The sequence below is a fragment of the Serratia sp. MMO-28 genome, assembly GCF_037199905.1.
Taxonomy (GTDB): domain Bacteria; phylum Pseudomonadota; class Gammaproteobacteria; order Enterobacterales; family Enterobacteriaceae; genus Chania; species Chania oryzae.
This window is the reverse complement of the sequence record NZ_JBBCVB010000039.1, coordinates 1-25,034: the sequence shown is the minus strand read 5'-3', so window position 1 is coordinate 25,034 and position 25,034 is coordinate 1. Positions and strand designations below refer to the sequence as shown.

Here is a 25,034-nt window from a genome sequence, read left to right as displayed (position 1 = left end):
CCCGTGGTGTCCGGTTCGCGCAACCTGCCTGGGGCAGGTTAGTGAACTGTTGGTGGTTAAATCTACCGTGTATTTCATTATTCGAAATTCAATTTCAAAAATGATATGCCTAACCTTGCGCTAAAGCAAAGCCCGGAAGTTTTTAATTGTTTTTAATAAACAATGGGTTATTTTTGTCTTTGCGAATTTGTGATGTATAACTCACTTCATAAGTTGCCAGAACGTTGCGCATTTTAACGTGGCTGCTGACAATGAAACGGCGTTCCATCTTCACCTGGTGCGGCCATTGGAGTAACATCTCCGGTAAAGAGCCTGCCGATCATGCCGTGGTATGGACGAATGGTTCGACATTGGAGAGATTTCGCTATGAGCCTGAAAGCTATTGATGAGAGAGATGATAAAAAGGATAAACCTCTGGGCAGCCAGAGCCTGTTCCGTGGTTTGCAACTGATTGAGATATTGAGCAACTTCCCCAATGGCTGCCCGCTGGCTCATCTCTCCGAGCTGGCGGAGATGAACAAGAGCACGGTGCATCGCTTGCTGCAAGGGCTGCACGCCAGCGGTTACGTCACCCAGGCACCGTCCCCCGGCAGCTATCGGCTGACCACCAAATTTATCTCTATTGGCCAGAAGGCGCTTTCCTCGCTGAATATCATCCATGTGGCAGCACCGCATCTGGAACAGTTGAATCTGGAAGTGGGCGAAACCGTGAACTTTTCCAGCCGTGAAGACGATCACGTGATCCTGATCTACAAGTTGGAGCCGACCACCGGCATGATGCGCACCCGTGCCTATATCGGCCAGCATATGCCGCTGTACTGCTCGGCCATGGGCAAAATTTTTATGGCCTACGGTAAGAGCGATTATCCAGATCACTATTGGCAAACCCATCAGCAGACGATCCAGCCGTTAACACGCAATACCATTACCCAACTGCCGGATATGTATGAAGAACTGGCGGATATTCGCAAACGGGGCATGGCGATGGACCGTGAAGAGAATGAGCTGGGCGTCTCCTGTATTGCCGCACCGGTGTTCGACATTCAGCAGCGGGTGCCTTATGCGGTATCGGTTTCTCTGCCGACTGCCAAGCTGCAGCAGGTTGGGGTGAAAGCGCTGATGAAACCGCTGCTTGCCACCGCGCAGCGCATTTCCCAGGAACTGGGATTTGTGACTCACGGCTGAACATTAGCTCTGCTGATACCTGATTAGAAATATCCATTTCCCCTAATAATTATCTCTTCGTATGATGCGCGTGCTGAATAACACGCGCCGCTTTTCTGGTGTTCCAGCCTTCGAGGTGCCGCCAAAAGCCCTGCATTCTATAGCCAGAGGAAACAAAATGTTAACCATCTTTTTGCAAGGCTTTGCCTTGAGCGCTGCGATGATCCTGCCGCTGGGGCCGCAAAACGTATTTGTGATGAACCAGGGGATCCGCCGCCAATATCATCTGATGATTGCCTCGCTGTGCGCATTGAGCGATATCGCTTTGATCTGCGCCGGTATTTTTGGCGGTAGCGCTTTGCTGAGCCGCTCGCCGCTGCTGCTGTTGCTGGTCACCTGGGGGGGAGTGGCCTTCCTGTTGTGGTACGGCTGGGGGGCTTTCCGCACTGCGTTCAGCCAGCACTTGGCCCTAGCCACCGCCGAAGAGATGAAGCAAAGCCGTTGGCGCATTGTGGTGACGATGCTGGCGGTGACCTGGCTGAACCCGCATGTATATCTTGATACCTTTGTAGTACTCGGCAGCCTTGGCAGCCAGTTGGCGCCTGAGGTGCGCTCCTGGTTTGCCTTTGGGGCGGCCAGCGCGTCGCTCGCCTGGTTCTTCGCTTTGGCCTTGCTGGCTTCCTGGCTGGCTCCGTGGCTGCAAACTCAGCTGGCACAACGGATTATCAACGTTTTGGTTGGCGTGGTGATGTGGGCGATTGCGCTACAATTGGCCTGGAGTGGAGCAAATCTGTAGAATTTGTCACTAATCCGAATTTAAATATCCGCCGGATATGTTAGGTTCTAGCTTTAGGCAATAAGCCATCTAAAGGAGACACCTGTGAAGCTGAAAGCATTGGCCATGGCCGCAATGATTGGATTTGGGGCGTTACCTCTGGCGCTGCAGGCGGCGGAATTGCCCGCTGGGCCGCACGTGATCACTTCCGGTACGGCCAGCGTGGATGCGACGCCAGATATCGCCACGTTGGCGATCGAAGTCAGCGTTACCTCCAAAGATGCCGCCCAGGCGAAAACGCAGGTCGACGGGCGCGTGGCGCAATATTTCGATTTCCTGCAAAAAAACGGTATTGAAAAGAAAGATATCAACGCCGCTAATCTGCGCACGCAGCCGGAATATGACTACCTGAAAACCGGTGAGTCGGTGCTGAAAGGTTATCGTGCGGTGCGCCAGGTGCAGGTGACGCTGCGCCAACTGGATAAATTGAACGATCTGCTGGACGGGGCGCTGAAGTCTGGCCTGAATGAGATTCGCTCGGTTGAACTGGGTGTGGCCAACCCGGATGCTTATCGTGAGCAGGCGCGCCAGAAAGCAATTGAAAACGCCACTCAGCAAGCAGCCTCATTGGCGAAAGGCTTTAAGGCGACCTTGGGGCCGGTTTACAGCATTCGCTATCACGTGGCCAACGCGCAACCTATGCCGGTAGCGCGTATGTTTAAAGCGGCTGCTGCACCGGAAAACGATGCGGCGCAGACCTACGAGCAGCAGAGCATTCACTTTGACGATCAGGTCGATGTGGTGTTTGAGTTGCAGCGTAACGCGGCGCAGTAATAGCCCGCAGGGCGCAGCCATTGCGCCCTCTATACCCGTCATACTTCAAGTTGCTTGGGTGTTGGCTGCCCTCGCTCACCCCAGTCACTTACTGGAGTAAGCTCCTGGGGCTTCGCTCTGTTGCCGCCTACAAGCAGCTCGAATTATTTGGGTATATACCCAATAGATTTCAATATGCAGGAAAGCGCAACCAACACACCTGCAACTTGAAAGATGAAGGGTATATCAGTCTTGCCTTAGTACCTGATGCCCATGAGCCAACAACGCATCGGTGACCTTGCGCATCATGCGGCTTTCCGGCGCAAAACGGTGCCAGAACAGCATCCGCCGCTGGAATAGGCCCGGCGTCAGATCGATCAACTCCCCCGAGGCCAGCTCTTTCTCTATCTGCAAATGCGGGATCATACAGCAGGTGGTCCCTTGCCGTGCTAGCTGCACAAAGGCTTCCGAGGAGTTAACGATATGGCAGGGTACGCTGCCCGGCGAAAGATCGAAGTTCTGCTGCAGAAATGCCTGGTGCATATCGTCGAGATGATCAAACGCCACCGCAGGGGCTTTCAGCAGCGCGGAGCGGGTCACGCCGTTGGGGAAGTAGCGCTCGGCAAAGCCTTTGGACGCGACGAACAGATAGTCCAGCGCGCCCAACTGATCCACCAGGCAGCTCGGCAACGGCTGCGGCTGAATACTCACCGCACCCACCACTTCACCCCGGCGCAGGCGTTCCTGGGTGCGGGTTTCGTCTTCGACCTGCAGATTCAGGCGGATCGGTGAGTCCGTCAGAACCGGTTTCAACGCCGGTAACAGCCAGGTTGCCAGACTGTCGGCGTTGACCGCCAGCGACAGCAATAATGGGGTATCGACGCCATTATCATTCCCCAGCCACTCCTCTTCCAGCAGCTCAACCTGGTGCAGTAACGCCAGCAGTTTCTGCCCCTGTTCAGTCGGGCGCGGTGGCACGGTGCGCACCAGCAGCGGTTGGCCGAACAGGTTTTCCAACTGTTTGATACGTTGGGATACTGCCGATTGGGTGATACAAAGTTTTTGTGCCGCGCGCTCAAAGCCACGCTCACGAATCACCGCGTCCAGCGCTTGCAGCGTTCGATAGTCTGGGCGTTTCATCGGAGAGATATCCCTATAAAAATAATTTGATACCTGCACTATGCCACATTTTTGCGCTTTTCCGGGTGAAATAAGTGTGATCCCGTCTGAGTGCAAAACGGCGATTTACCCTATAATACGCACACGTTTTCGCACACAGGCAATGAACACACATGACTCAGGATGAACTGAAAAAAGCGGTAGGCTGGGCGGCGCTGGAATATGTGAAACCCGGCACCATCGTGGGGGTTGGCACAGGTTCTACGGCGGCTCATTTTATTGATGCGCTCGGCTCGATCAAAAATCAGATTGAAGGGGCGGTATCCAGCTCCGACGCCTCTACCGCCAAGTTGAAAAGCCTGGGGATCCACGTTTTCGACAGCAACGAAGTGGATTCGCTGGATATTTACGTTGACGGCGCGGACGAGATCAACGGCCATATGCAGATGATCAAAGGCGGCGGTGCGGCCCTGACCCGCGAGAAAATCATTGCCGCGATTGCCCGCAAATTCATCTGTATTGTCGATTCAACCAAGCAGGTTGATGTGTTGGGTAAATTCCCGCTGCCGGTGGAAGTGATCCCGATGGCGCGCTCTTATGTGGCGCGTGAGCTGGTGAAGCTGGGCGGCCTGCCGGAATACCGCCAGAACGTGCTGACCGACAACGGCAACGTGATTCTGGACGTGCATAACCTGAACATTCTTGATGCGGTAGCGTTGGAAAATAAGATCAACGGTATCGCCGGGGTGGTCACCGTCGGCCTGTTTGCCAACCGTGGTGCGGACGTTGCGCTGGTGGGCACGCCGGATGGCGTCAAGAAAGTGATTAAATAAAGGCGCTGAACAGGGGCGCAGTAGCTTGCGCCCCGATGGTTTGCCGCTTCTGGCGATTTTGGGCTAAAAAATATCTTATCTTAAAACCGCTAAATTTAGTGATATATGTCACGTTATGCCAATAACCTCCGCTAAGCTCCTACCAAATTCTTCCACCATGGTATCTTCCACCAGAAACCACCGGCATCAATGAGCCTTGTGCTGATCGGCGGGCAATCGTTTGTATTGCCGGGCGCGTTATTTTTGTTATGTTGGGGGGATGTGCTGTTTTGTGACAGTCGTTTCTGAAGTCTGAATATAGGGTCGGGTAAATGGCAAAAGTATCATTGGAGAAAGACAGGATTAAATTCCTGTTGGTGGAAGGGGTTCATCAAAGCACGGTAGACAGCCTGCGTGCGGCCGGATATACCAACATTGAATACCACAAAGGTGCATTAGACACCGAAGCGCTTAAGGCATCCATCCGCGATGCGCATTTCGTCGGTATTCGATCGCGCACCAATCTGACCGAAGAAGTCTTTGCTGCCGCAGAGAAACTGGTGGCGGTGGGCTGTTTCTGTATCGGTACCAACCAGGTTGATTTGAAAGCGGCGACCAAACGCGGTATCCCGGTATTTAACGCCCCCTTCTCCAATACCCGTTCCGTGGCTGAAATGGTGTTGGGCGAACTGCTGCTGATGCTGCGCGGTATCCCAATGGCCAACGCCAAAGCACACCGTGGCCAGTGGCAAAAACTGGCCGTGGGTTCCTATGAAGCGCGTGGCAAGAAGCTGGGGATTATCGGCTACGGCCACATTGGTACCCAGCTTGGTATCCTGGCGGAAGGCCTGGGTATGAAAGTGTTCTTCTACGATATTGAGAACAAACTGCCGTTGGGCAACGCTCAGCAGGTGCGCCACTTATCCGATCTGCTCAATATGAGCGACGTGGTAACGCTGCACGTGCCGGAAACGCCGTCGACCAAGAATATGATTGGTACAGAAGAGCTAGCGCTGATGAAGCCGGGGGCGATTCTGATTAACGCCTCGCGCGGTACCGTGGTGGATATTCCTGCGCTTTGCAATGCGCTGGCGAGTCATCATCTGTCGGGGGCTGCGATTGACGTATTCCCAGAAGAGCCTGCCACCAACAGCGATCCGTTCAATTCACCTCTATGCGAGTTCGATAACGTGCTGCTGACGCCGCACATCGGGGGCTCGACCCAGGAAGCGCAGGAAAACATCGGGGACGAAGTGGCCGGGAAACTGGCGAAATACTCCGACAACGGTTCTACGCTGTCTGCGGTTAACTTCCCGGAAGTTTCACTGCCGATGCATGGCCCGAACTCCAGCCGCCTGCTGCATATTCATGAAAACCGCCCAGGCATTCTGACGCAGATTAACCAGATCTTCGCAGAAGAAGGCGTTAACATCGCCGCGCAGTACCTGCAGACCGGTGCGGAAATCGGTTATGTGGTGATCGATATCGAAGCGGAAACCGAGCGTGCAGATGCCGCATTGCAACGGATGAAAGCGATCGAAGGCACTATCCGCGCACGCCTGCTGTTCTGATTAAGGTTGTGTTAGACCAAAAGGCCGGAGCGGTCCGGCCTTTTGCTATTCCAGCTTCTGCCAAGCCCAGATTTGTGAGGGCGTGATGATCTCCGGCAGCGGGATATCCCAGTGTTCCACCGGTAACGGATCTACCTGCTGGCAATCATGTGCCAGCCCTATTGGGTATGGGCCGCCATGCTGCCAATTCTGCAGGGTACGATCGTAAAATCCGCCGCCCATTCCCAGGCGTTGGCCTAACGCGTCGAATGCCACCAGCGGCGTTAGAACGACATCCAACTGCAACACCGGCAATACGCAGCGCACATCCAGCGCAGGCTCTAGAATATTAAAGCGGTTGCGCACCAGCGGCGTATCTGGGGTATAGCGCAGGAACAGCAGATTGCCGGGGCTGAACGGGTGCAATACCGGCAGATAAACCTGTTTACCCCGTTGCCATAGCTGCTCGATCAGCGGGCGGGTATCCAACTCACCGTCGAAAGAGAGAAACACCGCTATACGCTGTGCGGCCTGAATACGCGGGTGTTGGGCGAGGCGTGCGGCAATCTGTAACGCAAAGTCATGCTGCTGCGCGGGCGTTAAGGCTCTGCGCCGTTGGCGAATTGCATTACGGATGGTTTGGCGTTGCTGGATAAACTGAGGCTGAAAAGACATAGTAGCGAACTTGTGTGGTAAACCACGAGTGAAGGGAATCTCCGAGATGCCGTCGCAGGCTGTAACCCTTGAACCCATGGTTCAAGGTGAACATGATGTCGCAACCTTAAGGCTTCTCGGACGGGCCGAGCATGCACACCGATCACGAGTCATCACATTCTATTGGTACTAAATATCGGCTCAGGGGACTGGCCCGCTGGCAAACATCTCAGAGAAATTTTTTACTCATTGCCGAAACCTTCAACTTCAGCAACTTAAGTTATTCGAATTGTGCATCCTGACGTTCAGAGATGCGACCTTGTTCAAGCAGTGCCTGTTCAATGGTCTGTTGCAGCATACGAATTCTTTGTTCCATATTGGCCGCATAGTCACGCGTTTTCAAGCGTTCTTGAGCAAGTTCGTGACAGACGTTCAATGCTGCGATGAAAACGAGTTGCTCTGTATTTGTGACTCTAGTGCGAACTTTGAGATCTTGCAACCGCTGGTTAAGATCTTCTGCTGCCATGTTCAACGCATCTTGTTGTTCTGGCGGGCAATTGACTCTTAACGAACGGCCAAAAATTTGAATATCTACCGGTTGTGCAGACATGCCACCTTCCTGCCTAAATTTCGCGCCAGCTCCGGCCAGCTTGTGCCGTGCAACTCAAAGCGGGCGCCACTATATATATCTCGGTACCAAGATACAACACTTTTTCAGTACCGGTTTTAATCGATAGCGCTCAACATTACCAGACAAAAAAGGGTTTCAAAATGCGTACTTACCGCCATTTTGCCTGGTCGATAGGTTAAAACGCCACGACTATAACGCGCCACTGAGGTGTTGTGCTCAACTGGTATAGCGACGGACCTTGGTGGTAGCATAACACGAACTTATCCTGCCAACGACGACGAATGCGCATGTCCATACAGAATACATTTCCAAGTTACCAATCTTTGACCGTTGCTCTCAACCAGCAGTCGGTAGCCTTAACGGCCGCAGAAATGCATGGCCTGATCAGCGGCCTGCTGTGCGGTGGCAACCACGATGCCAGTTGGCAGACGCTGGTGTTTGAACTGACCAACGAAGGTGTGGCTTTCCCGCAGACGCTGGGTGTGCCGTTACAGCAACTGCATGAAGCGACTCGCGATACGCTGGAAGACGATGAGTTTATGTTCCAGTTGCTGATGCCGGAAGGTGACACGGTCAGCGTGTTTGAGCGTGCCGACGCACTGGCGGGGTGGGTGAACCATTTCTTGCTGGGATTGGGCATGATGCAGCCAAAACTGGCGCAGGTGAAAGATGAAGTGGGTGAGGCGATCGACGATCTGCGCAACATCGCTCAACTGGGCTATGACGAAGACGAAGATCAGGAAGAGTTGGAGCAGTCGTTGGAAGAAGTGGTGGAGTATGTGCGCGTCGTCGCCATCCTCTGCCATACCGAGTTTACCCGTCACAAGCAGACGGCACCGGAAGTTAACAAACCGACATTACATTGATTGCGCCGTTCAGCGCGGTAGTTCATCAGCACAGCTCAACCGATTTCAGGAGAAGGTGAATGACTCAGCAGGAATTTCACAACCGCCGTCAGGCGCTGTTGGCGAAAATGGCACCGGGCAGCGCAGCGGTTATTTTCGCCGCCCCGGAAGCGACACGCAGTGCAGATTCTGAATACCCCTATCGCCAGAACAGTGATTTCTGGTATCTGACCGGTTTTAATGAGCCGGAAGCCGCGTTGATTCTGGTGAAAAGCGATGAGACCCATAATCACAGCGTCCTGTTCAACCGGGTACGGGATCTGACGGCAGAAATCTGGTTTGGCCGCCGCCTCGGGCAAGAGGCCGCGCCGGCGAAACTGGGCGTGGATCGCGCCTTGGCATTTAACGAGATCAATGATCAGTTGCACCTGTTGCTTAACGGCCTCGACGTGGTGTACCACGCGCAGGGGCAATACGCTTATGCGGATGAGATCCTGTTTGCAGCGTTGGATAAACTACGCAAAGGCTTCCGCCAGAACCTGCAAGCCCCGGCGAGCGTGACCGATTACCGCCCGTGGCTGCATGAAATGCGCCTGTTTAAATCGCCGGAAGAACTGGCCGTGATGCGCCGCGCCGGTGAGATCAGCGCACTGGCCCACACCCGCGCCATGGAAAAGTGCCGCCCCGGAATGTTTGAATACCAACTGGAAGCGGAAATTCTGCACGAATTCGGCCGCCTCGGCGCGCGTTACCCCTCTTACAACACCATCGTCGGCAGCGGTGAGAATGGCTGTATCCTGCATTACACCGAGAACGAATGCGAAATGCGCGACGGCGATCTGGTGCTGATCGACGCTGGCTGTGAATATCGTGGCTACGCCGGTGATATCACTCGTACTTTCCCGGTAAACGGCAAATTCAGCAAACCGCAGCGTGCGGTATATGACATTGTGCTGGCGTCGATCAACCGTGCTTTAGAGATGTTCAAACCGGGGATTAGCATCCGTGAGGTGAACGATCAGGTGGTGCGCATTATGATCGCTGGCCTGGTTGATTTGGGTGTGCTGAAGGGCGAGGTAGAGCATCTGGTTGCCGAGCAGGCGCATCGCCCGTTCTTTATGCATGGCCTGAGCCACTGGCTGGGGTTGGATGTGCATGACGTTGGTCACTACGGCTCCCCAAGCCGTGACCGCATTCTGGAGCCGGGCATGGTGCTGACGGTCGAGCCTGGTCTGTATATCGCGCCAGATGCCGACGTGCCGCAGGAGTACCGTGGTATCGGTATCCGTATTGAAGATGACATCCTGATTACCCAAGACGGCAATGAGAATCTCACCGCCAGCGTGGTGAAGGACGCCGATGCGATCGAAGCCCTGATGGCGGCGGCCAGATAGCATGAGCATCATTATTGTTGGCGGCGGGATGGCGGGTGCAACGCTGGCGCTGGCGATTTCATCCCTGACTCAAGGCAAGGTGGCGGTCGATCTGGTTGAGGCAACGCGGCCCGACGATCGTACACACCCTGGTTTCGACGCCCGAGCCATCGCTCTGGCACAGGGAACCTGCCAGCAGTTGGCGCGCATCGGCATCTGGCCTGCGTTGCGCGATTGCGCCACGCCGATTACTCATGTACATGTCAGCGATCGCGGCCATGCTGGGTTTGTGAATCTCTACGCGCAGGATTATCGGGTTGATGCGTTAGGGCAGGTGATTGAGTTGCACGATGCCGGGCAGCGGCTGTTTGCGCTGCTGGCGAAAGCCCCCGGCGTTACGCTGCATTGCCCGGCCAAAGTGATTGATGTGTTGCGTACGCTGACTCAGGCGGAAGTGCAGTTAGACAATGGGCGGCGCTTGAGCGGGCAACTGCTGGTTGCGGCGGACGGCTCGCGCTCGGCATTGGCGCAGGCCTGTAATGTGCAGTGGCAGCAACGTGATTACCCGCAGTTTGCGACCATCGCCAATGTCACCACCTCGCAAGCGCCGCAGGGCCGAGCCTTTGAGCGTTTTACCCGCTTCGGGCCATTGGCGTTGCTGCCGATGTCACAGGGGCGTAGCTCGCTGGTGTGGTGCCACGCCAAAGAAGATCGTGCGCAGGTGGATCGCTGGGATGACGCGCGTTTTCTCGCTGAATTACAGCAGGCATTCGGCTGGCGGCTGGGCAAGATGCTGAAAGCAGGCAAGCGCCACAGTTACCCCCTCAGCCTGCTAACGGCGAATCAGCATGTCAGCCACCGTTTGGCGCTGGTGGGGAATGCGGCGCAGACGCTGCACCCGATCGCCGGGCAGGGCTTTAACTTGGGCCTGCGCGATGTGATGTCGCTGGCAGAAACGCTGGCAGAAGGGGCACTGGCTGGTGAAGATCTGGGGGCTTATGCGCTCTTGGGCCGCTATCAGCAACGGCGGCAACAGGATCAGCAGGCGACGATCGGCGTGACCGACGGTTTGATCCGCCTGTTTGCCAACGACTATGCGCCGTTGGTGGCCGGGCGTAATCTGGGGCTGATGGCGATGGAGCAGTTACCGGCAGTGCGTGATGCTTTTGCCAAACGTACTTTAGGCTGGGTTGAGCGCTAAATATCCCTTTTTTGGACGTCCGCTAATTTAAGGAATTCAAGCAGCATGCAATCATTTGATGTGATTATCGCCGGTGGCGGTATGGTGGGATTGGCGTTGGCCTGCGGCTTGCAGGGCAGCGGCCTGCGCGTGGCGGTGCTGGAACAGCGGCAGCCGGAAAACTCGCCGTTGCAGGCACAACCGGCGCTGCGCGTCTCCGCCATTAACGCTGCCAGCGAACGCTTGCTGCAACAGATTGGCGTGTGGGATGACATTCTCAATCTGCGCGCTAGCCCATATAACGCGATGGAAGTGTGGGATCGGGACAGTTTCGGCAAGATCGCCTTTCGCGGCGACGAATATGGTTTCAGCCATTTGGGCCATATTATTGAAAATGAAGTGATCCAGCAGGCGCTATGGAAAAAGGCGCAAACCTTGGCCGACGTCACGTTGATCGCGCCAGCGGCGCTGAAACAGGTGGCGTGGGGCGAGAATGATGCCTTTATCACGCTGGAAGATGGCCGCATGTTGACTGCCCGCCTGGTGGTGGGGGCTGATGGTGCCAATTCCTGGCTGCGCCAGCACGCCGATATTCCGCTGACCTTCTGGGATTATCGCCACAGCGCGCTGGTGGCGACTATTCGCACCGAAGAACCGCATTTAGCGACGGCACGCCAGATTTTCCACGGTGACGGCATTCTGGCTTTCCTGCCATTTAACGATCCGCATTTAAGCTCCATCGTCTGGTCGGTGGCACCAGAAGCCGCTGAAAGGCTGAAGCAACTGGAACCCGCGGCCTTTAATCGCGAGTTGGCGATGACTTTCGATATGCGCTTGGGCAACTGCCAGTTGGAAAGTGAACGCCTGACCTTCCCACTCACCGGGCGTTATGCCCGCAGCTTTGCCGCCCATCGTCTGGCGCTGGTGGGGGATGCGGCGCATACCGTGCATCCACTGGCTGGGCAAGGGGTGAATCTGGGCTTTATGGACGCAGCCGAACTGATATCTGAACTGAAACGCTTGCAGCGTCAGGGCAAAGATCTCGGCCAGCACCTGTATCTGCGCCGCTATGAGCGCCGCCGCAAGCATGGCGCGGCGGTGATGCTGGCCAGCATGCAGGGGTTCCGCGAGCTGTTTGCCGGCAACAACCCAGCCAAAAAACTGCTGCGCGACGTCGGCCTGCGCTTGGCAGATAGCCTGCCGGGCGTGAAGCCTAAGTTGGTGCGTCAGGCGATGGGGTTGAACGACTTGCCTGAGTGGTTGCTATAACCTTTATACCGAGGCCAGTGTGCTGGCCTCTTTAGTTTCCCCTTTCGTTATTTCCTCGCATTAAAATCTGCTAGTTGAGGCAACCATCGTTTTTTCTTATCCCACCCTTCATTTGAGAAATTCTAATTCCAGTTGGTTTTAATCATTACTTTTTCTAATTTCATGGCTGGCATTGAAAAGCCGAAAGCGCCCGGCCAACCGCTTTTTTGTTATATAATTTCGGATGTTTGCCGCTTCAATTGTTAATTTTGTGCCTTTAGGCGCATTTTTCCAGTGAAAAACTCTGCACACTAGCGCGGCAATTGACTACGCTTGAGTGCGGTTGGGTATATTTTAACTTATGGTTAACGCCCCCGTTCAGTGGTAAGTTCAAGGTAAAGGTATCGTTTGCGCTGTGCTGGTTTGCGAGCTATGCCAGCACGGTAATGTGTATTGAGCAGTCAGCGTGCGCCGCGTAATCAGGCCCGTGAGATGTTCCACGAGCCACACTGCCTTATTGCGTAGCAACACCCTGTCTTCGGCTTTTTGAGTGGAAAGAGGGAAAAGATGGCAAAGCAAACCCCACTGTACGATCAGCACCTGGCGTGCGGTGCGCGCATGGTCGATTTTCATGGCTGGATGATGCCGCTGCATTACGGTTCTCAGCTTGATGAGCACCACAACGTGCGCCAGGATGCGGGCATGTTTGATGTTTCCCACATGACCATCGTGGATCTGCACGGTGCCCGCACCCGTGAATTCCTGCGCTACCTGCTGGCGAACGATGTCGCCAAGCTCACTCAACCCGGTAAAGCACTGTACAGCGGCATGCTGAATGCGTCCGGCGGCGTGATTGACGATCTGATCGTTTACTTCTTTACCGAAGACTATTTCCGCCTGGTGGTGAATTCCGCCACGCGCGACAAAGACTTAGCCTGGATCGAACAGCATGCTGCGCCCTACGGCGTCGAACTGACGGTGCGTGACGATCTGGCGCTGATCGCGGTGCAAGGCCCGCAGGCCAAAGAACGCGCCGCCACCTTATTTACCCCGCAACAAAAGCAGGCAGTGGAGGGCATGAAACCCTTCTTTGGTGTGCAGGCCGGGGATCTGTTTATCGCCACCACCGGTTACACCGGTGAAGCAGGCTATGAAATTGCTCTGCCAAAACAGCAGGCGGCCAGCTTCTGGCAGCAACTGCTGGCCGCAGGCGTTAAGCCCGCCGGGCTGGGGGCGCGCGATACCCTGCGCCTGGAAGCCGGTATGAACCTGTACGGGCAGGAAATGGACGAGGGGGTTTCGCCGCTGGCGGCCAATATGGGCTGGACCATCGCCTGGGAACCGCAGGATCGCCCATTTATTGGCCGTGAGGCGTTGGAACAGCAGCGTGAAAAGGGCACGGAACAACTGGTTGGCTTGATCATGACGGAAAAAGGCGTATTACGTAATGAGTTGCCGGTGCGTTTCACCGATGCAACCGGGCGGGTGCATGAAGGGGTGATCACCAGCGGCTCTTTCTCACCAACCCTGGGTTTTAGTATTGCGCTGGCGCGCGTGCCTGCCGGTATCGGCGAGCAGGCGGTGGTACAGATCCGCAACCGGGAAATGCCAGTAAAAGTGACTAAGCCCGGTTTTGTGCGCGCTGGTAAATCGGTGATCAATTAGTTTTTATTTTTCGAAGGAGTAGCAGGCTAATGAGTAATGTGCCATCAGAACTGAAATACGCCGCATCCCATGAGTGGGTGCGTGATGAAGGTAACGGCGAATATGTGGTGGGTATTACCGAACACGCACAGGAATTGCTGGGTGACATGGTCTTTGTCGATCTGCCGGAAGTCGGCACGACCGTTTCTGCCGGTGATGACTGCGCCGTTGCAGAGTCCGTGAAGGCAGCTTCAGATATTTATGCGCCAATCAGCGGTGAAATCATTGCCGTCAACGGTGAGCTGGATGCCTCTCCAGAGATGGTTAACAGCGAGCCGTATGGCGATGGCTGGTTGTTCCGTATCAAGGCATCTGACGAAGCAGAGCTAGATAGCCTGCTAGATGCTGATGCATACCAAGCCTCCATCGACGAGTAATCAGTTCAACGCCCCGCATGTGACTCACAGCGGGGCGTTTTGCAGTTCAGGCTCTATCCCGTACCTCGCAAGCATTCAGGAATTTGTAGCAATGACCCAGACACTCAGCCAACTTGAACACAGCGAAGCGTTTATTGAACGCCATATCGGCCCTTCTGCACAGCAACAGCAGCAGATGCTGGACGTGGTGGGGGCACGCACGCTCAGCGCGCTTATCCAACAGATTGTGCCGGCAGATATTCAACTGCCTGGGCCACCGCCGGTGGGGGATGCGGTTACTGAACATCAGGCATTGGCCGAACTGAAGGCGATTGCGGCGCAAAATCAGCGTTATAAATCCTACATCGGTATGGGCTACAGCGCGGTGCTGACGCCGCCGGTGATCCTGCGCAATATGCTGGAAAACCCGGGCTGGTACACCGCTTATACTCCTTATCAGCCAGAAGTATCGCAGGGCCGCCTCGAGGCGCTGCTCAATTTCCAGACCGTGACGCTCGATCTGACCGGGCTGGACCTGGCTTCTGCCTCACTACTTGATGAAGCCACCGCCGCCGCAGAAGCGATGGCATTGGCCAAACGCGCCAGCAAGCTGAAGGACGCTAACCGTTTCTTTGTGGCCGACGATGTACATCCGCAAACGCTGGACGTGGTGCGCACCCGTGCCGAAACCTTCGGTTTTGAAGTGATCGTCGATAAACCTGCGAAAGTGCTGGAGCTGCAAGGCGTGTTCGGCGTTCTGCTGCAGCAGGTGGGCACCACCGGGGAACTGCACGATTACAGCGTTTTGCTGGCTGAACTGAAGAACCGTAAAATCATTACCAGCATGGCGGCCGATATCATGGCGCTGGTGCTGTTGACTGCTCCGGGCAAACAGGGCGCAGACGTGGTGTTTGGTTCCGCACAACGTTTTGGCGTGCCGATGGGCTATGGTGGCCCACACGCGGCGTTCTTCGCCTGCCGTGACGAATTCAAACGCTCAATGCCGGGCCGGATCATCGGTGTTTCCCGTGACGCTGGCGGTAATACCGCGCTGCGCATGGCGATGCAGACCCGTGAGCAACATATCCGCCGTGAAAAGGCGAACTCGAATATCTGTACTTCGCAGGTGCTGCTGGCCAATATCGCCAGCCTGTATGCGGTGTACCATGGCCCACAGGGGCTACAGCGTATCGCCGGGCGCATCCACCGCCTGACCGATATTCTGGCCGCAGGCCTGCAACAGGCGGGCTTGCCACTGCGCCACAAAACCTGGTTCGATACTCTGACCGTGGAAGTGAAAGACAAAGCCGCAGTGCTGGAGCGAGCATTAAGCTTCGGTATTAACCTGCGCACCGATATTCACGGCGCAGTGGGCATCACGCTGGACGAAGCCACTTCGCGCGAAGACGTGCAGGCGCTGTTTGCCGTGCTGGCGGGGGATAACCATGGGTTGGATATCGATGCGTTGGACGCGGTAGTCAGCAACGGTAGCGCATCAATCCCGGCGGCGATGCTGCGTAAAGATCCGATCCTCACTCATCCGGTATTCAACCGTTACCACAGCGAAACCGAGATGATGCGCTACATGCATCGCCTGGAGCGCAAAGATTTGGCGCTGAATCAGGCGATGATCCCGCTCGGCTCCTGCACCATGAAGCTGAATGCCGCGGCGGAAATGATCCCGATCACCTGGCCTGAATTTGCTGAACTGCATCCGTTCTGCCCGCCAGAGCAGGCCGCTGGTTATCAGCAGATGATTGGCCAACTCTCGCAATGGCTGGTGCAACTGACCGGCTATGATGCGGTATGCATGCAGCCCAACTCCGGTGCCCAGGGTGAATATGCCGGTTTGCTGGCGATCCGCCGTTATCACGAAAGCCGCAACGAAGCGAGCCGTCATATCTGCCTGATCCCAAGTTCCGCACACGGCACCAACCCGGCCTCTGCCCAGATGGCGGGCATGAGCGTGGTGGTGGTGGCCTGCGATAAGAACGGCAACATCGATCTGCACGATCTGCGAATGAAGGCGGAGCAGGCCGGGGATGAGCTCTCGTGCATCATGGTGACCTACCCGTCAACTCACGGCGTGTATGAAGAAACCATCCGTGAAGTGTGCCAGATTGTGCATCAGTTCGGCGGGCAGGTGTATCTCGACGGTGCCAATATGAACGCTCAGGTGGGCATTACTACGCCGGGCTACATCGGTGCCGATGTGTCGCACCTTAACCTGCATAAAACCTTCTGTATTCCACACGGCGGTGGTGGCCCAGGTATGGGGCCCATCGGCGTTAAAGCGCATTTGGCCCCCTTCGTTCCGGGCCACAGCGTGGTGCAGATCGACGGTGTGACCACGCAGCAGGGCGCGGTGTCTGCCGCACCGTTCGGCAGTGCTTCTATCCTCCCTATCAGCTGGATGTATATCCGCATGATGGGGGCGGAAGGCCTGAAGCAGGCCAGCCAGGTGGCGATCCTGAATGCCAACTACATCGCAACCCGCCTGAAAGAGGCTTATCCGGTGCTGTATACTGGCCGCGATCACCGCGTGGCGCACGAATGTATTCTGGATATCCGTCCGTTAAAAGAACAGACCGGCATCAGCGAAATGGATATCGCCAAACGCCTGATCGATTACGGTTTCCACGCGCCTACCATGTCGTTCCCGGTCGCGGGGACGCTGATGGTGGAACCGACCGAGTCGGAAAGCAAAGCAGAGCTCGATCGCTTTATTGACGCGATGCTGGCGATTCGCAGCGAGATCGACCGGGTGCACAAAGGCGAATGGCCGTTGGACGATAACCCACTGGTGAATGCGCCGCATATTCAGGCCGAACTGGTCAGCGACTGGCAGCATGCTTACAGCCGTGAACTGGCGGTATTCCCGGTGGCGGGTGTGCGTGAAAACAAGTACTGGCCGAGCGTGAAACGCCTTGATGACGTTTATGGCGATCGTAATCTGTTCTGTTCTTGCGTCCCGATGAGCGAATACCAGTAACACAATCAGCCAGGTTTATGCTCAAGGGCCCCCGCATGATGCGGGGGTTTTTTATACCTGGAATTTTTGGTCTTAAGATGGGTTTACCGGCACCACATTTTCGCTCGGATAGCACCCTAGCACCTTCAATGAACGGGTGATTGGCGTCAGATCTTTCAAGGCTTTCTGCATGGATTCAGAGCGCAGGTTGGCCTGTACATCAATATAAAACATCTCTTCCCACGGGTTGCCGTTGATCGGGCGTGATTCCAGCTTGGTCATGATGATGCCGTTGTCACGCAGCACCAACAAAGCTTCTACCAGTGCACCTGACTGTTGGCCGGTGGCCATGATCAGCGTGGTTTTGGCGGGAACCTGTTCTGAGACTTCGATCGCTTTGCGTGCCAGCACGATGAACCGGGTAATGTTCTGCTGCTGGTTAGCCAGATTGTGCTCAAGGACCTGCAGTTGGTACAGCGCACCACCGGCTTCGCTGCCCAATGCCGCCGCCTTTGGTGAATTCAGTTTGGCCACTTTTTCCATGGCGGCAGCGGTGCTTTCGCAATATTCGATTTTCCAATGTGGATAACGATTAATAAACTGGCTGCACTGCTGGAAAGGTTGTGGATGGCTGTAAACGATCTCGATCTGGTTCAGATCGGTTGCGTCAGCAACCAGTACGCAGTGATCGATCGGTAACGTGAGTTCCCCGACGATCGACAGACTGGTGTGTTGCAGCAGGTCGTACACATCGTTGATTGAACCAGAGCTGGTGTTTTCGATTGGCAGAATGGCGTAATCCGCCTGGCCGGTTTCAACTTGGGTAAAGATATCCTGGAATTTCTGGCAGCCGCATTCGATGAGTTGATCGAAGTGGCGAGCGCCGTATTGGCGTGCCGCAAGGTGCGAGTAAGACCCTTTGGGGCCGAGGAAAGCAACGCGCGCAGAGTGCTGGCTGATTTGGTTAAGCTGATGCTGTAACAGGGCCTGTTGCGTGAGCACAGAGTCTTCAATGATGAGCTGAAACAGGCGGGTGACGTAAAAACCGTCAAGGTCATAAGGTTTGGCGGCGCTAATCAGCGCATCCAGCAGGTCGCGTTCACGTTCTTTATCGCGGATTGGCCGGTGTGAGTGCAGCTTGGTTTTGCCCACCTCCACCGCCAGCTCACGACGCTCTGCCAGCAGTGCCAGCAGTTTCAGATCCAGTGCGCTGATGCGTTCGCGCAGCACGAGTAACGGGTTGTCAGTCATAATCAGCTTTGCCTTGTGTTCTTATATACCCTTCATACTTCAAGCTGCTTGGGGGTTGGCTGCCTTCGTTCACCCTAGTCACAGAGCTTATCTATGCCCCTAGGGTTTCACTCAGTTGCCGCCTACAGGCAACGCGAATTATTTTGGGTAAAGTCGTTAAATAGCCATAAAAAAAGCCCCCTGTTTTCAGGAGGCTTGGTTGTTCGTCTTCGCATTCTTTATCACACGACGAAACGCCTCCCAATCAGGGGAAGGTAAAAAAGAATGCGAAGAAAAACGGTTTACGAGTCATTGTTGTCCAAAATCGCTATGCATCAGGTTTTAAGGTAACCGCTGGCTTTTCTCTGTGTCAATAAAAACCGGTAATCAAAAAACGCGCCCGAGGGCGCGTTTGATGAAAAACAACCATGAAAAGGCGATTACTCTTCCGGGATCACTTCCGGAGCAATGTCTTTCACACTAGCGTATGCGCGGCGCGCTTCGCTCTTGTGCTGCACTTTGTTCAGCTGACGCTCAAGTTTGGCGATCAGGTCATTAACGGCGGTGTACATGTCTTCATGTTTTGCGCTGGCAACCAGCGGGCCGTTAGGGGTGGTAATGGTTGCGTCTACGGCAAACCCTTTAGGTTCTTTGGATAAAACAATATGCGGGTTAATCAGTTGAGCCTGCCATTTATCCAGTTTGGTGAGACGGTCTTCGACGTGACTACGGATTGCGGGGGTGATATCCATGTGTTTGCTGGTAATGTTGATTGTCATATAACTTACCTCTTTGTCTTTCCGTCTTGGATATGTTCAGCATAACTCGCTTTTTGCTGAAATGGGTGAGAGAAATCACGTATTTTTGTCACTTTTTGCAAAGTTAATGCAATCTGTGATTTAGGCTCTGAAACCGCTATCTAACACTTGAGTCTTACTGACAGAACGCGCATTATTGATAGGTTAACAAGCAGCAAAAGGTTGTTAACATTGTGTTTTTGCTTGTGGATTTACCGCAAATGGAAACGGCAGCCGAAGCTGCCGTTTTTTATTTCTGTGACTACCTGAAAGCTTACGCCGGGTTGGCTGCGATGATTTTCGCCACTTTGTCAGCCTGAGCATTCAACTCCAGTTGACGATAGGCATTTTCCATCAGCGGTAACGCATCATGGGTCGCTTTAGTGTCCGGGAATTCACGCATCATCTGTTCAACGCGATTAACGACCGCGACGTAAGCACCGCGTTTAGTGTAGTATTCCGCCACTGAAAGCTCATACTTAGACAGACGGTTTTTCAGGAACACCAGACGTTTGTATGCATCAGTGGCGTACTGGCTGTTCGGATACTGCTGAAGCAGCTGGCTGAAATCGCGGAATGCGGCGCGGGCATATTGCGGATCGCGGTCAGAACGGTCAACCCCGAAGAAGCCCTGTAACGCACTGTCATCCAACGCCATATCCGTCAAACCGCGCATGTACATGACGTAATCAATGTTCGGGTGCGTTGGGTTCAAGCGCATAAAGCGATCGATAGAAGCCTGCGCCAACGGTAAATCGGCAGATTTATAGTAGGCATAAATCAGATCCAACTGGACCTGCTGGGAGTACGGCCCGAAAGGATAGCGGTTATCTAACGCTTCAAGCTGTTTAATCGCGCCCTTAAAGTCACCGTCTTGCAGTTTTTGCTGGGCAGTAGCATAGATTTCCGAAGGTGGGCTGTCGGGAACCGCATCCTTGGATGTGGAGCAACCAGCCAGCGCCAGGCTCAACGTGGCTGCCGCCACCAGATATTTCATACGCGTCATGACGTTTTGATTATCCTCAGGGTGTTATTCCGGGAGACTGTCCGTTAAGCTCCCGACAAAAGACCAGTTACAATAGCACATTATATTAAACGGCATCGCCGTGAAAACCCAACGTTAACGAAAGAAGCTGCATATGGCACAACAAGTACAACTCACCGCAACGGTGGCCGAAACTCAACTCGGACAACGTTTAGATCAGGCTTTGGCCGAATTGTTCCCTGATTATTCCAGATCGCGCATAAAAGATTGGATCCTGGAAGATCGGGTACAGGTCAATGGCAAAACCGTAAACAAGCCGAAAGAGAAGGTACTGGGGGGAGAGACGGTCGCCATTGATGCACAGATAGAAGAAGATGCCCGTTGGGAGCCGCAGGATATTGCATTAGATATCGTCTATGAAGACGCCGATATTCTGGTGATCAACAAACCTCGCGATCTGGTCGTCCACCCGGGTGCCGGTAACCCGGATGGCACGGTACTCAATGCGTTACTGCATCATTACCCGGAAATTGCCGATGTGCCGCGTGCCGGTATTGTGCACCGCCTGGATAAAGATACCACCGGCCTGATGGTGGTAGCGAAAACCGTCCCGGCGCAAACCCGCCTGGTAGAAGCACTGCAGGCGCGTGACATCACCCGGGAATATGAAGCGGTGGCGATTGGCACCATGACCGCGGGGGGCACGGTGGAAGAGCCGATCGCGCGCCATTCCACCAAGCGTACCCATATGGCCGTGCACCCGATGGGGAAGCCGGCGGTAACGCACTACCGCATTATGGAACATTTCCGTGCGCATACCCGTCTGCGCCTGCGCCTGGAAACCGGCCGAACTCACCAGATCCGTGTGCATATGTCACACATCAACCACCCGCTGGTGGGGGACCCGCTGTATGGTGGCCGTCCGCGCCCGCCAAAAGGGGCATCAGAGGCATTCATCAATACCCTGCGTGGGTTTGATCGTCAGGCATTGCACGCCACGATGCTGCGTTTGTATCACCCCATCAGCGGTATCCAGATGGAATGGCATGCGCCATTGCCGCAGGATATGGTTGAGCTGATCGAGGCGCTGAAAGCGGATACCGAAGAATTCAAAGACCAAATGGATTGGTAATGGACGCGCTCATTTTGCCCGATTGGCCGATATCTGCAGGCGTAAAGGCCTGCAGTACCACCCGTCATGGGGGGGGCAGCCTACCGCCTTACGATTCATTGAATCTGGGGGCTCATGTGGGCGACGATGCCCAGGCAGTGGCTGATAACCGTCAACGGCTGATGGTAGGAGCGGGTTTACCGCAGATGCCGCTGTGGCTAGAGCAAGTGCACGGAACTCGAGTCCTGACGTTGGACGGGCAAACGCCGGATGATTTGCGTGCCGATGCGGTTTACAGCCGGGTGGCTGGGCAGGTGTGTGCGGTGATGACGGCGGATTGCCTGCCGGTGCTGTTTGCTTCACAGGCCGGTGATGAAGTGGCCGCCGCTCATGCGGGCTGGCGTGGGCTCTGTAATGGCATCTTAGAGCGTACGATAGAACACTTTGCCGCTGCGCCGGGGAAAATCACGGCCTGGCTTGGCCCGGCCATCGGCCCACAGCAGTTTGAAGTGGGGGAAGAAGTGCGTGCGGCGTTTATTGCCGCAGATACTGCGGCGGCTTCAGCATTTACTCCCCATGGCGATAAATTTCTCGCCGATATCTATCTTTTGGCGCGTCAGCGCCTTCAGCGTGCGGGTATTTTCGCCATTTATGGTGGAAATCGATGTACCGTGAGCGAAATGAGTCATTTTTTCTCCTATCGGCGCGATGGAGTAACCGGACGTCTGGCAAGTTTGATCTGGGTGAGATAACCTACTGCCCTAGGACGATCCACAGATGCATGACGTTGTACTAATAATATAGTGTCAGAATAACCTTGAAAATTTGAGGGATGACCTCATTTAATCTCCTGTAGCAATTCTGCACTATATTGGAGGTGTTATGCGTCTGGATCGTCTTACCAACAAATTCCAGCTTGCCCTCGCCGATGCCCAGTCTTTGGCCCTAGGGCGCGACAATCAATTTATCGAACCGTTACATCTGATGAGTGCATTGCTCAATCAGGATGGGGGCACGGTTCGCCCATTGTTAACTTCTGCCGGGATCGACGCCGGGCGTGTGCGCAGCGAGATCGATCAGGCGTTAACCCGTCTGCCGCAGGTTGAAGGCACTGGTGGTGACGTTCAACCGTCACACGAACTGGTGCGCGTACTCAACCTGTGCGACAAGCTGGCGCAAAAACGTGCAGACAAATTTATTTCTTCCGAACTGTTTGTTCTGGCGGTGCTTGAAGATCGCGGTACGTTAACCGATCTGCTGAAAGCAGCTGGTGCAACGGCGGATAAACTCTCTAAAGCCATTGAACAAATGCGAGGCGGTGACAGCGTGGATGATCAAGGTGCGGAAGATCAGCGTCAGGCATTGAAGAAATACACTATCGATCTCACCGAGCGTGCTGAGCAGGGTAAACTTGACCCGGTCATCGGCCGCGATGAAGAGATCCGTCGTACCATTCAGGTATTGCAGCGCCGTACCAAAAATAACCCTGTTCTGATCGGTGAACCGGGCGTCGGTAAGACGGCGATTGTCGAAGGTTTGGCGCAGCGCATCATTAATGGCGAAGTGCCGGAAGGGCTCAAGCATAAGCGTGTACTTTCTTTGGATATGGGCGCGTTGATTGCTGGGGCAAAATACCGCGGCGAGTTTGAAGAACGCCTGAAAGGGGTGTTGAGCGATCTCTCCAAGCAGGAAGGCAGCGTCATTCTGTTCATCGACGAACTGCACACGATGGTCGGTGCCGGTAAGGCCGACGGCGCGATGGATGCGGGCAACATGCTCAAGCCAGCGCTGGCCCGTGGAGAACTGCACTGCGTGGGTGCCACCACGCTGAATGAGTATCGTCAGTATATAGAAAAGGATGCCGCGCTTGAGCGCCGCTTCCAGAAAGTCTATGTGGCAGAACCGACGGTCGAAGATACCATCGCCATTTTGCGTGGATTGAAAGAGCGTTATGAACTGCATCACCATGTGCAGATTACCGATCCGGCGATTGTGGCTGCGGCGACCTTGTCGCATCGTTATATTTCCGATCGCCAGTTGCCGGATAAAGCCATTGACCTGATCGATGAAGCGGCATCCAGCATTCGTATGCAGATGGACTCCAAACCAGAATCGCTCGATCGTCTGGAGCGCCGTATCATCCAGCTGAAGCTGGAACAGCAGGCGCTGAATAAAGAATCTGATGATGCCAGTAAAAAACGCCTGGAAATGCTGAGCAGTGAACTCGAACAGAAAGAGCGTGAATATTCTGAACTGGAAGAAGAGTGGAAAGCGGAGAAAGCCTCGCTTTCCGGTACGCAGAATATCAAAGCTGAGCTTGAGCAGGCCAAAATTAGCCTGGAGCAGGCCCGCCGCCTGGGCGATCTTGCCCGTATGTCTGAGTTGCAGTACGGCAAAATTCCGGAACTGGAAAAACAGCTTGCTGCTGCAACACAGGCTGAAGGCAAGACCATGAAGCTGCTGCGTAATCGTGTTACCGATGCGGAGATTGCCGAAGTATTGGCAAAAGCTACCGGTATTCCGGTCGCCAGAATGCTGGAAGGTGAGCGTGACAAACTGTTGCGTCTTGAGCAAGAGCTGCATTCGCGCGTGATTGGGCAGGACGAAGCCGTGGTTGCAGTATCTAATGCCATTCGTCGTAGTCGCGCTGGGCTTTCCGATCCGAACCGGCCGATCGGCTCATTCCTGTTCCTTGGTCCAACGGGGGTAGGTAAAACGGAACTGTGTAAAGCGCTGGCTTCATTCCTGTTCGACAGTGATGACGCCATGGTGCGTATCGATATGTCCGAGTTTATGGAGAAGCACTCCGTCTCAAGGCTGGTTGGGGCACCTCCAGGTTATGTCGGTTATGAAGAGGGCGGCTATTTGACGGAAGCGGTACGCCGTCGGCCTTATTCGGTGATTCTGCTCGATGAAGTGGAAAAAGCACATCCTGATGTGTTCAACATTCTATTGCAGGTGTTGGATGATGGGCGCTTGACGGATGGGCAAGGGCGCACCGTCGATTTCCGCAACACCGTGGTGATCATGACCTCTAATCTGGGGTCCGATCTGATTCAGGAACATTTTGGCCAGATGAACTATGCGCAGATGAAAGAATCGGTTATGGAGATGGTGAGCCATCATTTCCGCCCGGAATTCATCAACCGTATTGATGAAGTGGTGGTGTTCCATCCATTGGGCCAGAAACATATTGCAGCGATTGCCAAGATTCAGTTGGCTCGCCTATACAAACGTCTGGAAGAGCGTGGTTATGAGGTGAGTATCACTGAGCCGGCGTTGGAGCTGTTGGGTAAAACCGGTTACGACCCGGTTTATGGCGCTCGACCATTGAAGCGTGCTATCCAGCAGGAAATCGAAAACCCGCTGGCGCAGCAAATCCTCTCTGGGAAACTGATACCGGGCAAACCTGTGACGCTGGATGTGGAAAACGAGCATATTGTTGCCAAGCAGTAAGTGTTGTCAGTGTTTGTAGCAAAGGTGGGCGGTGCTGTATGAACCGCCCCCTTTCTTTTTGTTTAGCTTGGTTGGTGCCTTTTTCGCTAAAAACGGTCTCTTTCTGGCTAATAAACACCTTTAAAGGATGTTTTTGTCTGTTTTATGAACGCTTGAAACATTTTTTGAATTTAGGGGTTGCGGCCGGCGCGGAACTCCCTATAATGCGCCTCCACTGACCGGGAACAACGACTGACAAGGTCGCCCAGCCAGGAAGAATC

At 54.6% G+C, this 25,034-nt stretch carries 22 protein-coding genes, 1 other RNA gene and 1 other annotated feature; of the genes, 15 read left to right on the top strand and 8 right to left on the bottom strand.

Annotation, left to right across the window (positions count from 1 at the left end; genetic code table 11):
- Nucleotides 1-366: 366 nt before the first annotated feature.
- The 3 genes from WG891_RS24120 to WG891_RS24110 all read left to right on the top strand — a co-directional run bounded on the left by WG891_RS24120 (nt 367) and on the right by WG891_RS24110 (nt 2,773).
- Nucleotides 367-1,185 (top strand): IclR family transcriptional regulator, encoded by an 819-nt coding sequence (locus tag WG891_RS24120; protein WP_156293121.1) that lies wholly within the window; start codon nt 367-369, stop codon nt 1,183-1,185.
- Between the two features lie 157 nt (nt 1,186-1,342).
- Nucleotides 1,343-1,960, top strand: coding sequence for an arginine exporter ArgO (gene argO / locus WG891_RS24115; RefSeq protein ID WP_076943472.1), 618 nt, complete (start codon nt 1,343-1,345; stop codon nt 1,958-1,960).
- Nucleotides 1,961-2,044: 84 nt separating this feature from the next.
- On the top strand, nt 2,045-2,773 hold the full coding sequence (locus WG891_RS24110; RefSeq protein WP_076943323.1) for an oxidative stress defense protein: 729 nt from the start codon (nt 2,045-2,047) through the stop codon (nt 2,771-2,773).
- Nucleotides 2,774-2,998: 225 nt separating this feature from the next.
- Here WG891_RS24110 and WG891_RS24105 read toward each other — a convergent pair whose 3' ends face one another.
- On the bottom strand, nt 2,999-3,892 hold the full coding sequence (locus WG891_RS24105; RefSeq protein WP_156293124.1) for a LysR family transcriptional regulator ArgP: 894 nt from the start codon (nt 3,890-3,892) through the stop codon (nt 2,999-3,001).
- 152 nt (nt 3,893-4,044) lie between these two features.
- Here WG891_RS24105 and rpiA point away from each other — a divergent pair, with 152 nt between their 5' ends.
- Nucleotides 4,045-4,704, top strand: a complete 660-nt coding sequence (rpiA, locus tag WG891_RS24100; RefSeq protein WP_076943320.1) for a ribose-5-phosphate isomerase RpiA — start codon at nt 4,045-4,047, stop codon at nt 4,702-4,704.
- Between the two features lie 311 nt (nt 4,705-5,015).
- Nucleotides 5,016-6,254, top strand: a complete 1,239-nt coding sequence (gene serA / locus WG891_RS24095; protein ID WP_076943319.1) for a phosphoglycerate dehydrogenase — start codon at nt 5,016-5,018, stop codon at nt 6,252-6,254.
- A 45-nt stretch (nt 6,255-6,299) separates the two neighbouring features.
- Here serA and WG891_RS24090 read toward each other — a convergent pair whose 3' ends face one another.
- The 3 genes from WG891_RS24090 to zapA form a co-directional block, all read right to left on the bottom strand.
- Nucleotides 6,300-6,908 carry a 5-formyltetrahydrofolate cyclo-ligase gene (locus tag WG891_RS24090; RefSeq protein WP_337264800.1) on the bottom strand — a complete coding sequence of 203 codons (609 nt, stop codon included), beginning with the start codon at nt 6,906-6,908 and terminating at the stop codon, nt 6,300-6,302.
- A 34-nt stretch (nt 6,909-6,942) separates the two neighbouring features.
- Nucleotides 6,943-7,126: non-coding RNA, 6S RNA (ssrS, locus tag WG891_RS24085), on the bottom strand.
- 41 nt (nt 7,127-7,167) lie between these two features.
- Nucleotides 7,168-7,497, bottom strand: a complete 330-nt coding sequence (gene zapA, locus WG891_RS24080; protein ID WP_021179791.1) for a cell division protein ZapA — start codon at nt 7,495-7,497, stop codon at nt 7,168-7,170.
- 308 nt (nt 7,498-7,805) lie between these two features.
- Here zapA and WG891_RS24075 point away from each other — a divergent pair, with 308 nt between their 5' ends.
- The 7 genes from WG891_RS24075 (at nt 7,806) to gcvP (ending at nt 17,216) form a co-directional block, all read left to right on the top strand.
- A complete protein-coding gene (locus WG891_RS24075; RefSeq protein WP_337264799.1) occupies nt 7,806-8,384 on the top strand; it encodes a YecA/YgfB family protein in 579 nt (192 codons plus the stop codon).
- Between the two features lie 59 nt (nt 8,385-8,443).
- Nucleotides 8,444-9,757: a Xaa-Pro aminopeptidase gene (gene pepP / locus WG891_RS24070; RefSeq protein WP_076943317.1), complete on the top strand. Its 1,314-nt coding sequence runs from the start codon at nt 8,444-8,446 to the stop codon at nt 9,755-9,757.
- Nucleotide 9,758: 1 nt separating this feature from the next.
- Nucleotides 9,759-10,937 carry a 2-octaprenyl-6-methoxyphenyl hydroxylase gene (gene ubiH / locus WG891_RS24065; RefSeq protein WP_337264798.1) on the top strand — a complete coding sequence of 393 codons (1,179 nt, stop codon included), beginning with the start codon at nt 9,759-9,761 and terminating at the stop codon, nt 10,935-10,937.
- 45 nt (nt 10,938-10,982) lie between these two features.
- The gene (ubiI, locus tag WG891_RS24060; protein ID WP_337264797.1) at nt 10,983-12,185 is read left to right on the top strand and encodes an FAD-dependent 2-octaprenylphenol hydroxylase; all 1,203 of its coding nucleotides are present in this window, start codon (nt 10,983-10,985) and stop codon (nt 12,183-12,185) included.
- Between the two features lie 546 nt (nt 12,186-12,731).
- On the top strand, nt 12,732-13,829 hold the full coding sequence (gene gcvT / locus WG891_RS24055) for a glycine cleavage system aminomethyltransferase GcvT (RefSeq protein ID WP_337264796.1): 1,098 nt from the start codon (nt 12,732-12,734) through the stop codon (nt 13,827-13,829).
- Between the two features lie 29 nt (nt 13,830-13,858).
- Complete coding sequence (gene gcvH / locus WG891_RS24050) at nt 13,859-14,245, top strand: glycine cleavage system protein GcvH (RefSeq protein ID WP_076943313.1); 387 nt, start codon at nt 13,859-13,861, stop codon at nt 14,243-14,245.
- A 91-nt stretch (nt 14,246-14,336) separates the two neighbouring features.
- Complete coding sequence (gene gcvP / locus WG891_RS24045; RefSeq protein ID WP_337264795.1) at nt 14,337-17,216, top strand: aminomethyl-transferring glycine dehydrogenase; 2,880 nt, start codon at nt 14,337-14,339, stop codon at nt 17,214-17,216.
- 72 nt (nt 17,217-17,288) lie between these two features.
- Here the strand turns inward: gcvP and pheA are convergent, their stop codons facing one another.
- From pheA to bamD, 4 genes are all read right to left on the bottom strand, one after another.
- A complete protein-coding gene (pheA, locus tag WG891_RS24040) occupies nt 17,289-18,446 on the bottom strand; it encodes a bifunctional chorismate mutase/prephenate dehydratase (protein WP_337264794.1) in 1,158 nt (385 codons plus the stop codon).
- 166 nt (nt 18,447-18,612) lie between these two features.
- Nucleotides 18,613-18,739 (bottom strand) — a sequence feature (Phe leader region).
- Nucleotides 18,691-18,738, bottom strand: coding sequence for a hypothetical protein (locus WG891_RS24035; RefSeq protein WP_197062210.1), 48 nt, complete (start codon nt 18,736-18,738; stop codon nt 18,691-18,693). (Overlaps the previous feature by 48 nt.)
- A gap of 126 nt (nt 18,740-18,865) precedes the next feature.
- Nucleotides 18,866-19,204 (bottom strand): ribosome-associated translation inhibitor RaiA, encoded by a 339-nt coding sequence (gene raiA / locus WG891_RS24030; protein ID WP_076943310.1) that lies wholly within the window; start codon nt 19,202-19,204, stop codon nt 18,866-18,868.
- Between the two features lie 292 nt (nt 19,205-19,496).
- Nucleotides 19,497-20,228: an outer membrane protein assembly factor BamD gene (gene bamD / locus WG891_RS24025; protein WP_337264793.1), complete on the bottom strand. Its 732-nt coding sequence runs from the start codon at nt 20,226-20,228 to the stop codon at nt 19,497-19,499.
- A gap of 133 nt (nt 20,229-20,361) precedes the next feature.
- On the opposite strand from bamD, the gene rluD reads away from it, so the two are divergent.
- The 3 genes from rluD to clpB all read left to right on the top strand — a co-directional run bounded on the left by rluD (nt 20,362) and on the right by clpB (nt 24,774).
- A complete protein-coding gene (rluD, locus tag WG891_RS24020) occupies nt 20,362-21,339 on the top strand; it encodes a 23S rRNA pseudouridine(1911/1915/1917) synthase RluD (protein ID WP_337264792.1) in 978 nt (325 codons plus the stop codon).
- On the top strand, nt 21,339-22,070 hold the full coding sequence (gene yfiH, locus WG891_RS24015; protein WP_337264791.1) for a purine nucleoside phosphorylase YfiH: 732 nt from the start codon (nt 21,339-21,341) through the stop codon (nt 22,068-22,070). The genes rluD and yfiH overlap by 1 nt, the downstream gene beginning before the upstream one ends.
- A 130-nt stretch (nt 22,071-22,200) precedes the next feature.
- Complete coding sequence (gene clpB / locus WG891_RS24010) at nt 22,201-24,774, top strand: ATP-dependent chaperone ClpB (protein WP_337264790.1); 2,574 nt, start codon at nt 22,201-22,203, stop codon at nt 24,772-24,774.
- The last annotated feature ends 260 nt before the right edge of the window (nt 24,775-25,034 follow it).

What these genes read in the sequence shown, in the direction of transcription:
- rpiA (WP_076943320.1), top strand. Translation starts at nt 4,045, where the DNA reads ATGACTCAGGATGAACTGAAAAAAGCGGTAGGCTGGGCGGCGCTGGAA.
- ubiI (WP_337264797.1), top strand. Translation starts at nt 10,983, where the DNA reads ATGCAATCATTTGATGTGATTATCGCCGGTGGCGGTATGGTGGGATTG.
- raiA (WP_076943310.1), bottom strand. Translation starts at nt 19,204, where the DNA reads ATGACAATCAACATTACCAGCAAACACATGGATATCACCCCCGCAATC.
- gcvH (WP_076943313.1), top strand. Translation starts at nt 13,859, where the DNA reads ATGAGTAATGTGCCATCAGAACTGAAATACGCCGCATCCCATGAGTGG.
- WG891_RS24075 (WP_337264799.1), top strand. Translation starts at nt 7,806, where the DNA reads ATGTCCATACAGAATACATTTCCAAGTTACCAATCTTTGACCGTTGCT.
- bamD (WP_337264793.1), bottom strand. Translation starts at nt 20,228, where the DNA reads ATGACGCGTATGAAATATCTGGTGGCGGCAGCCACGTTGAGCCTGGCG.
- gcvP (WP_337264795.1), top strand. Translation starts at nt 14,337, where the DNA reads ATGACCCAGACACTCAGCCAACTTGAACACAGCGAAGCGTTTATTGAA.
- serA (WP_076943319.1), top strand. Translation starts at nt 5,016, where the DNA reads ATGGCAAAAGTATCATTGGAGAAAGACAGGATTAAATTCCTGTTGGTG.
- gcvT (WP_337264796.1), top strand. Translation starts at nt 12,732, where the DNA reads ATGGCAAAGCAAACCCCACTGTACGATCAGCACCTGGCGTGCGGTGCG.
- WG891_RS24090 (WP_337264800.1), bottom strand. Translation starts at nt 6,908, where the DNA reads ATGTCTTTTCAGCCTCAGTTTATCCAGCAACGCCAAACCATCCGTAAT.
- yfiH (WP_337264791.1), top strand. Translation starts at nt 21,339, where the DNA reads ATGGACGCGCTCATTTTGCCCGATTGGCCGATATCTGCAGGCGTAAAG.
- argO (WP_076943472.1), top strand. Translation starts at nt 1,343, where the DNA reads ATGTTAACCATCTTTTTGCAAGGCTTTGCCTTGAGCGCTGCGATGATC.
- pheA (WP_337264794.1), bottom strand. Translation starts at nt 18,446, where the DNA reads ATGACTGACAACCCGTTACTCGTGCTGCGCGAACGCATCAGCGCACTG.
- pepP (WP_076943317.1), top strand. Translation starts at nt 8,444, where the DNA reads ATGACTCAGCAGGAATTTCACAACCGCCGTCAGGCGCTGTTGGCGAAA.
- WG891_RS24105 (WP_156293124.1), bottom strand. Translation starts at nt 3,892, where the DNA reads ATGAAACGCCCAGACTATCGAACGCTGCAAGCGCTGGACGCGGTGATT.
- clpB (WP_337264790.1), top strand. Translation starts at nt 22,201, where the DNA reads ATGCGTCTGGATCGTCTTACCAACAAATTCCAGCTTGCCCTCGCCGAT.
- rluD (WP_337264792.1), top strand. Translation starts at nt 20,362, where the DNA reads ATGGCACAACAAGTACAACTCACCGCAACGGTGGCCGAAACTCAACTC.
- WG891_RS24120 (WP_156293121.1), top strand. Translation starts at nt 367, where the DNA reads ATGAGCCTGAAAGCTATTGATGAGAGAGATGATAAAAAGGATAAACCT.
- ubiH (WP_337264798.1), top strand. Translation starts at nt 9,759, where the DNA reads ATGAGCATCATTATTGTTGGCGGCGGGATGGCGGGTGCAACGCTGGCG.
- zapA (WP_021179791.1), bottom strand. Translation starts at nt 7,497, where the DNA reads ATGTCTGCACAACCGGTAGATATTCAAATTTTTGGCCGTTCGTTAAGA.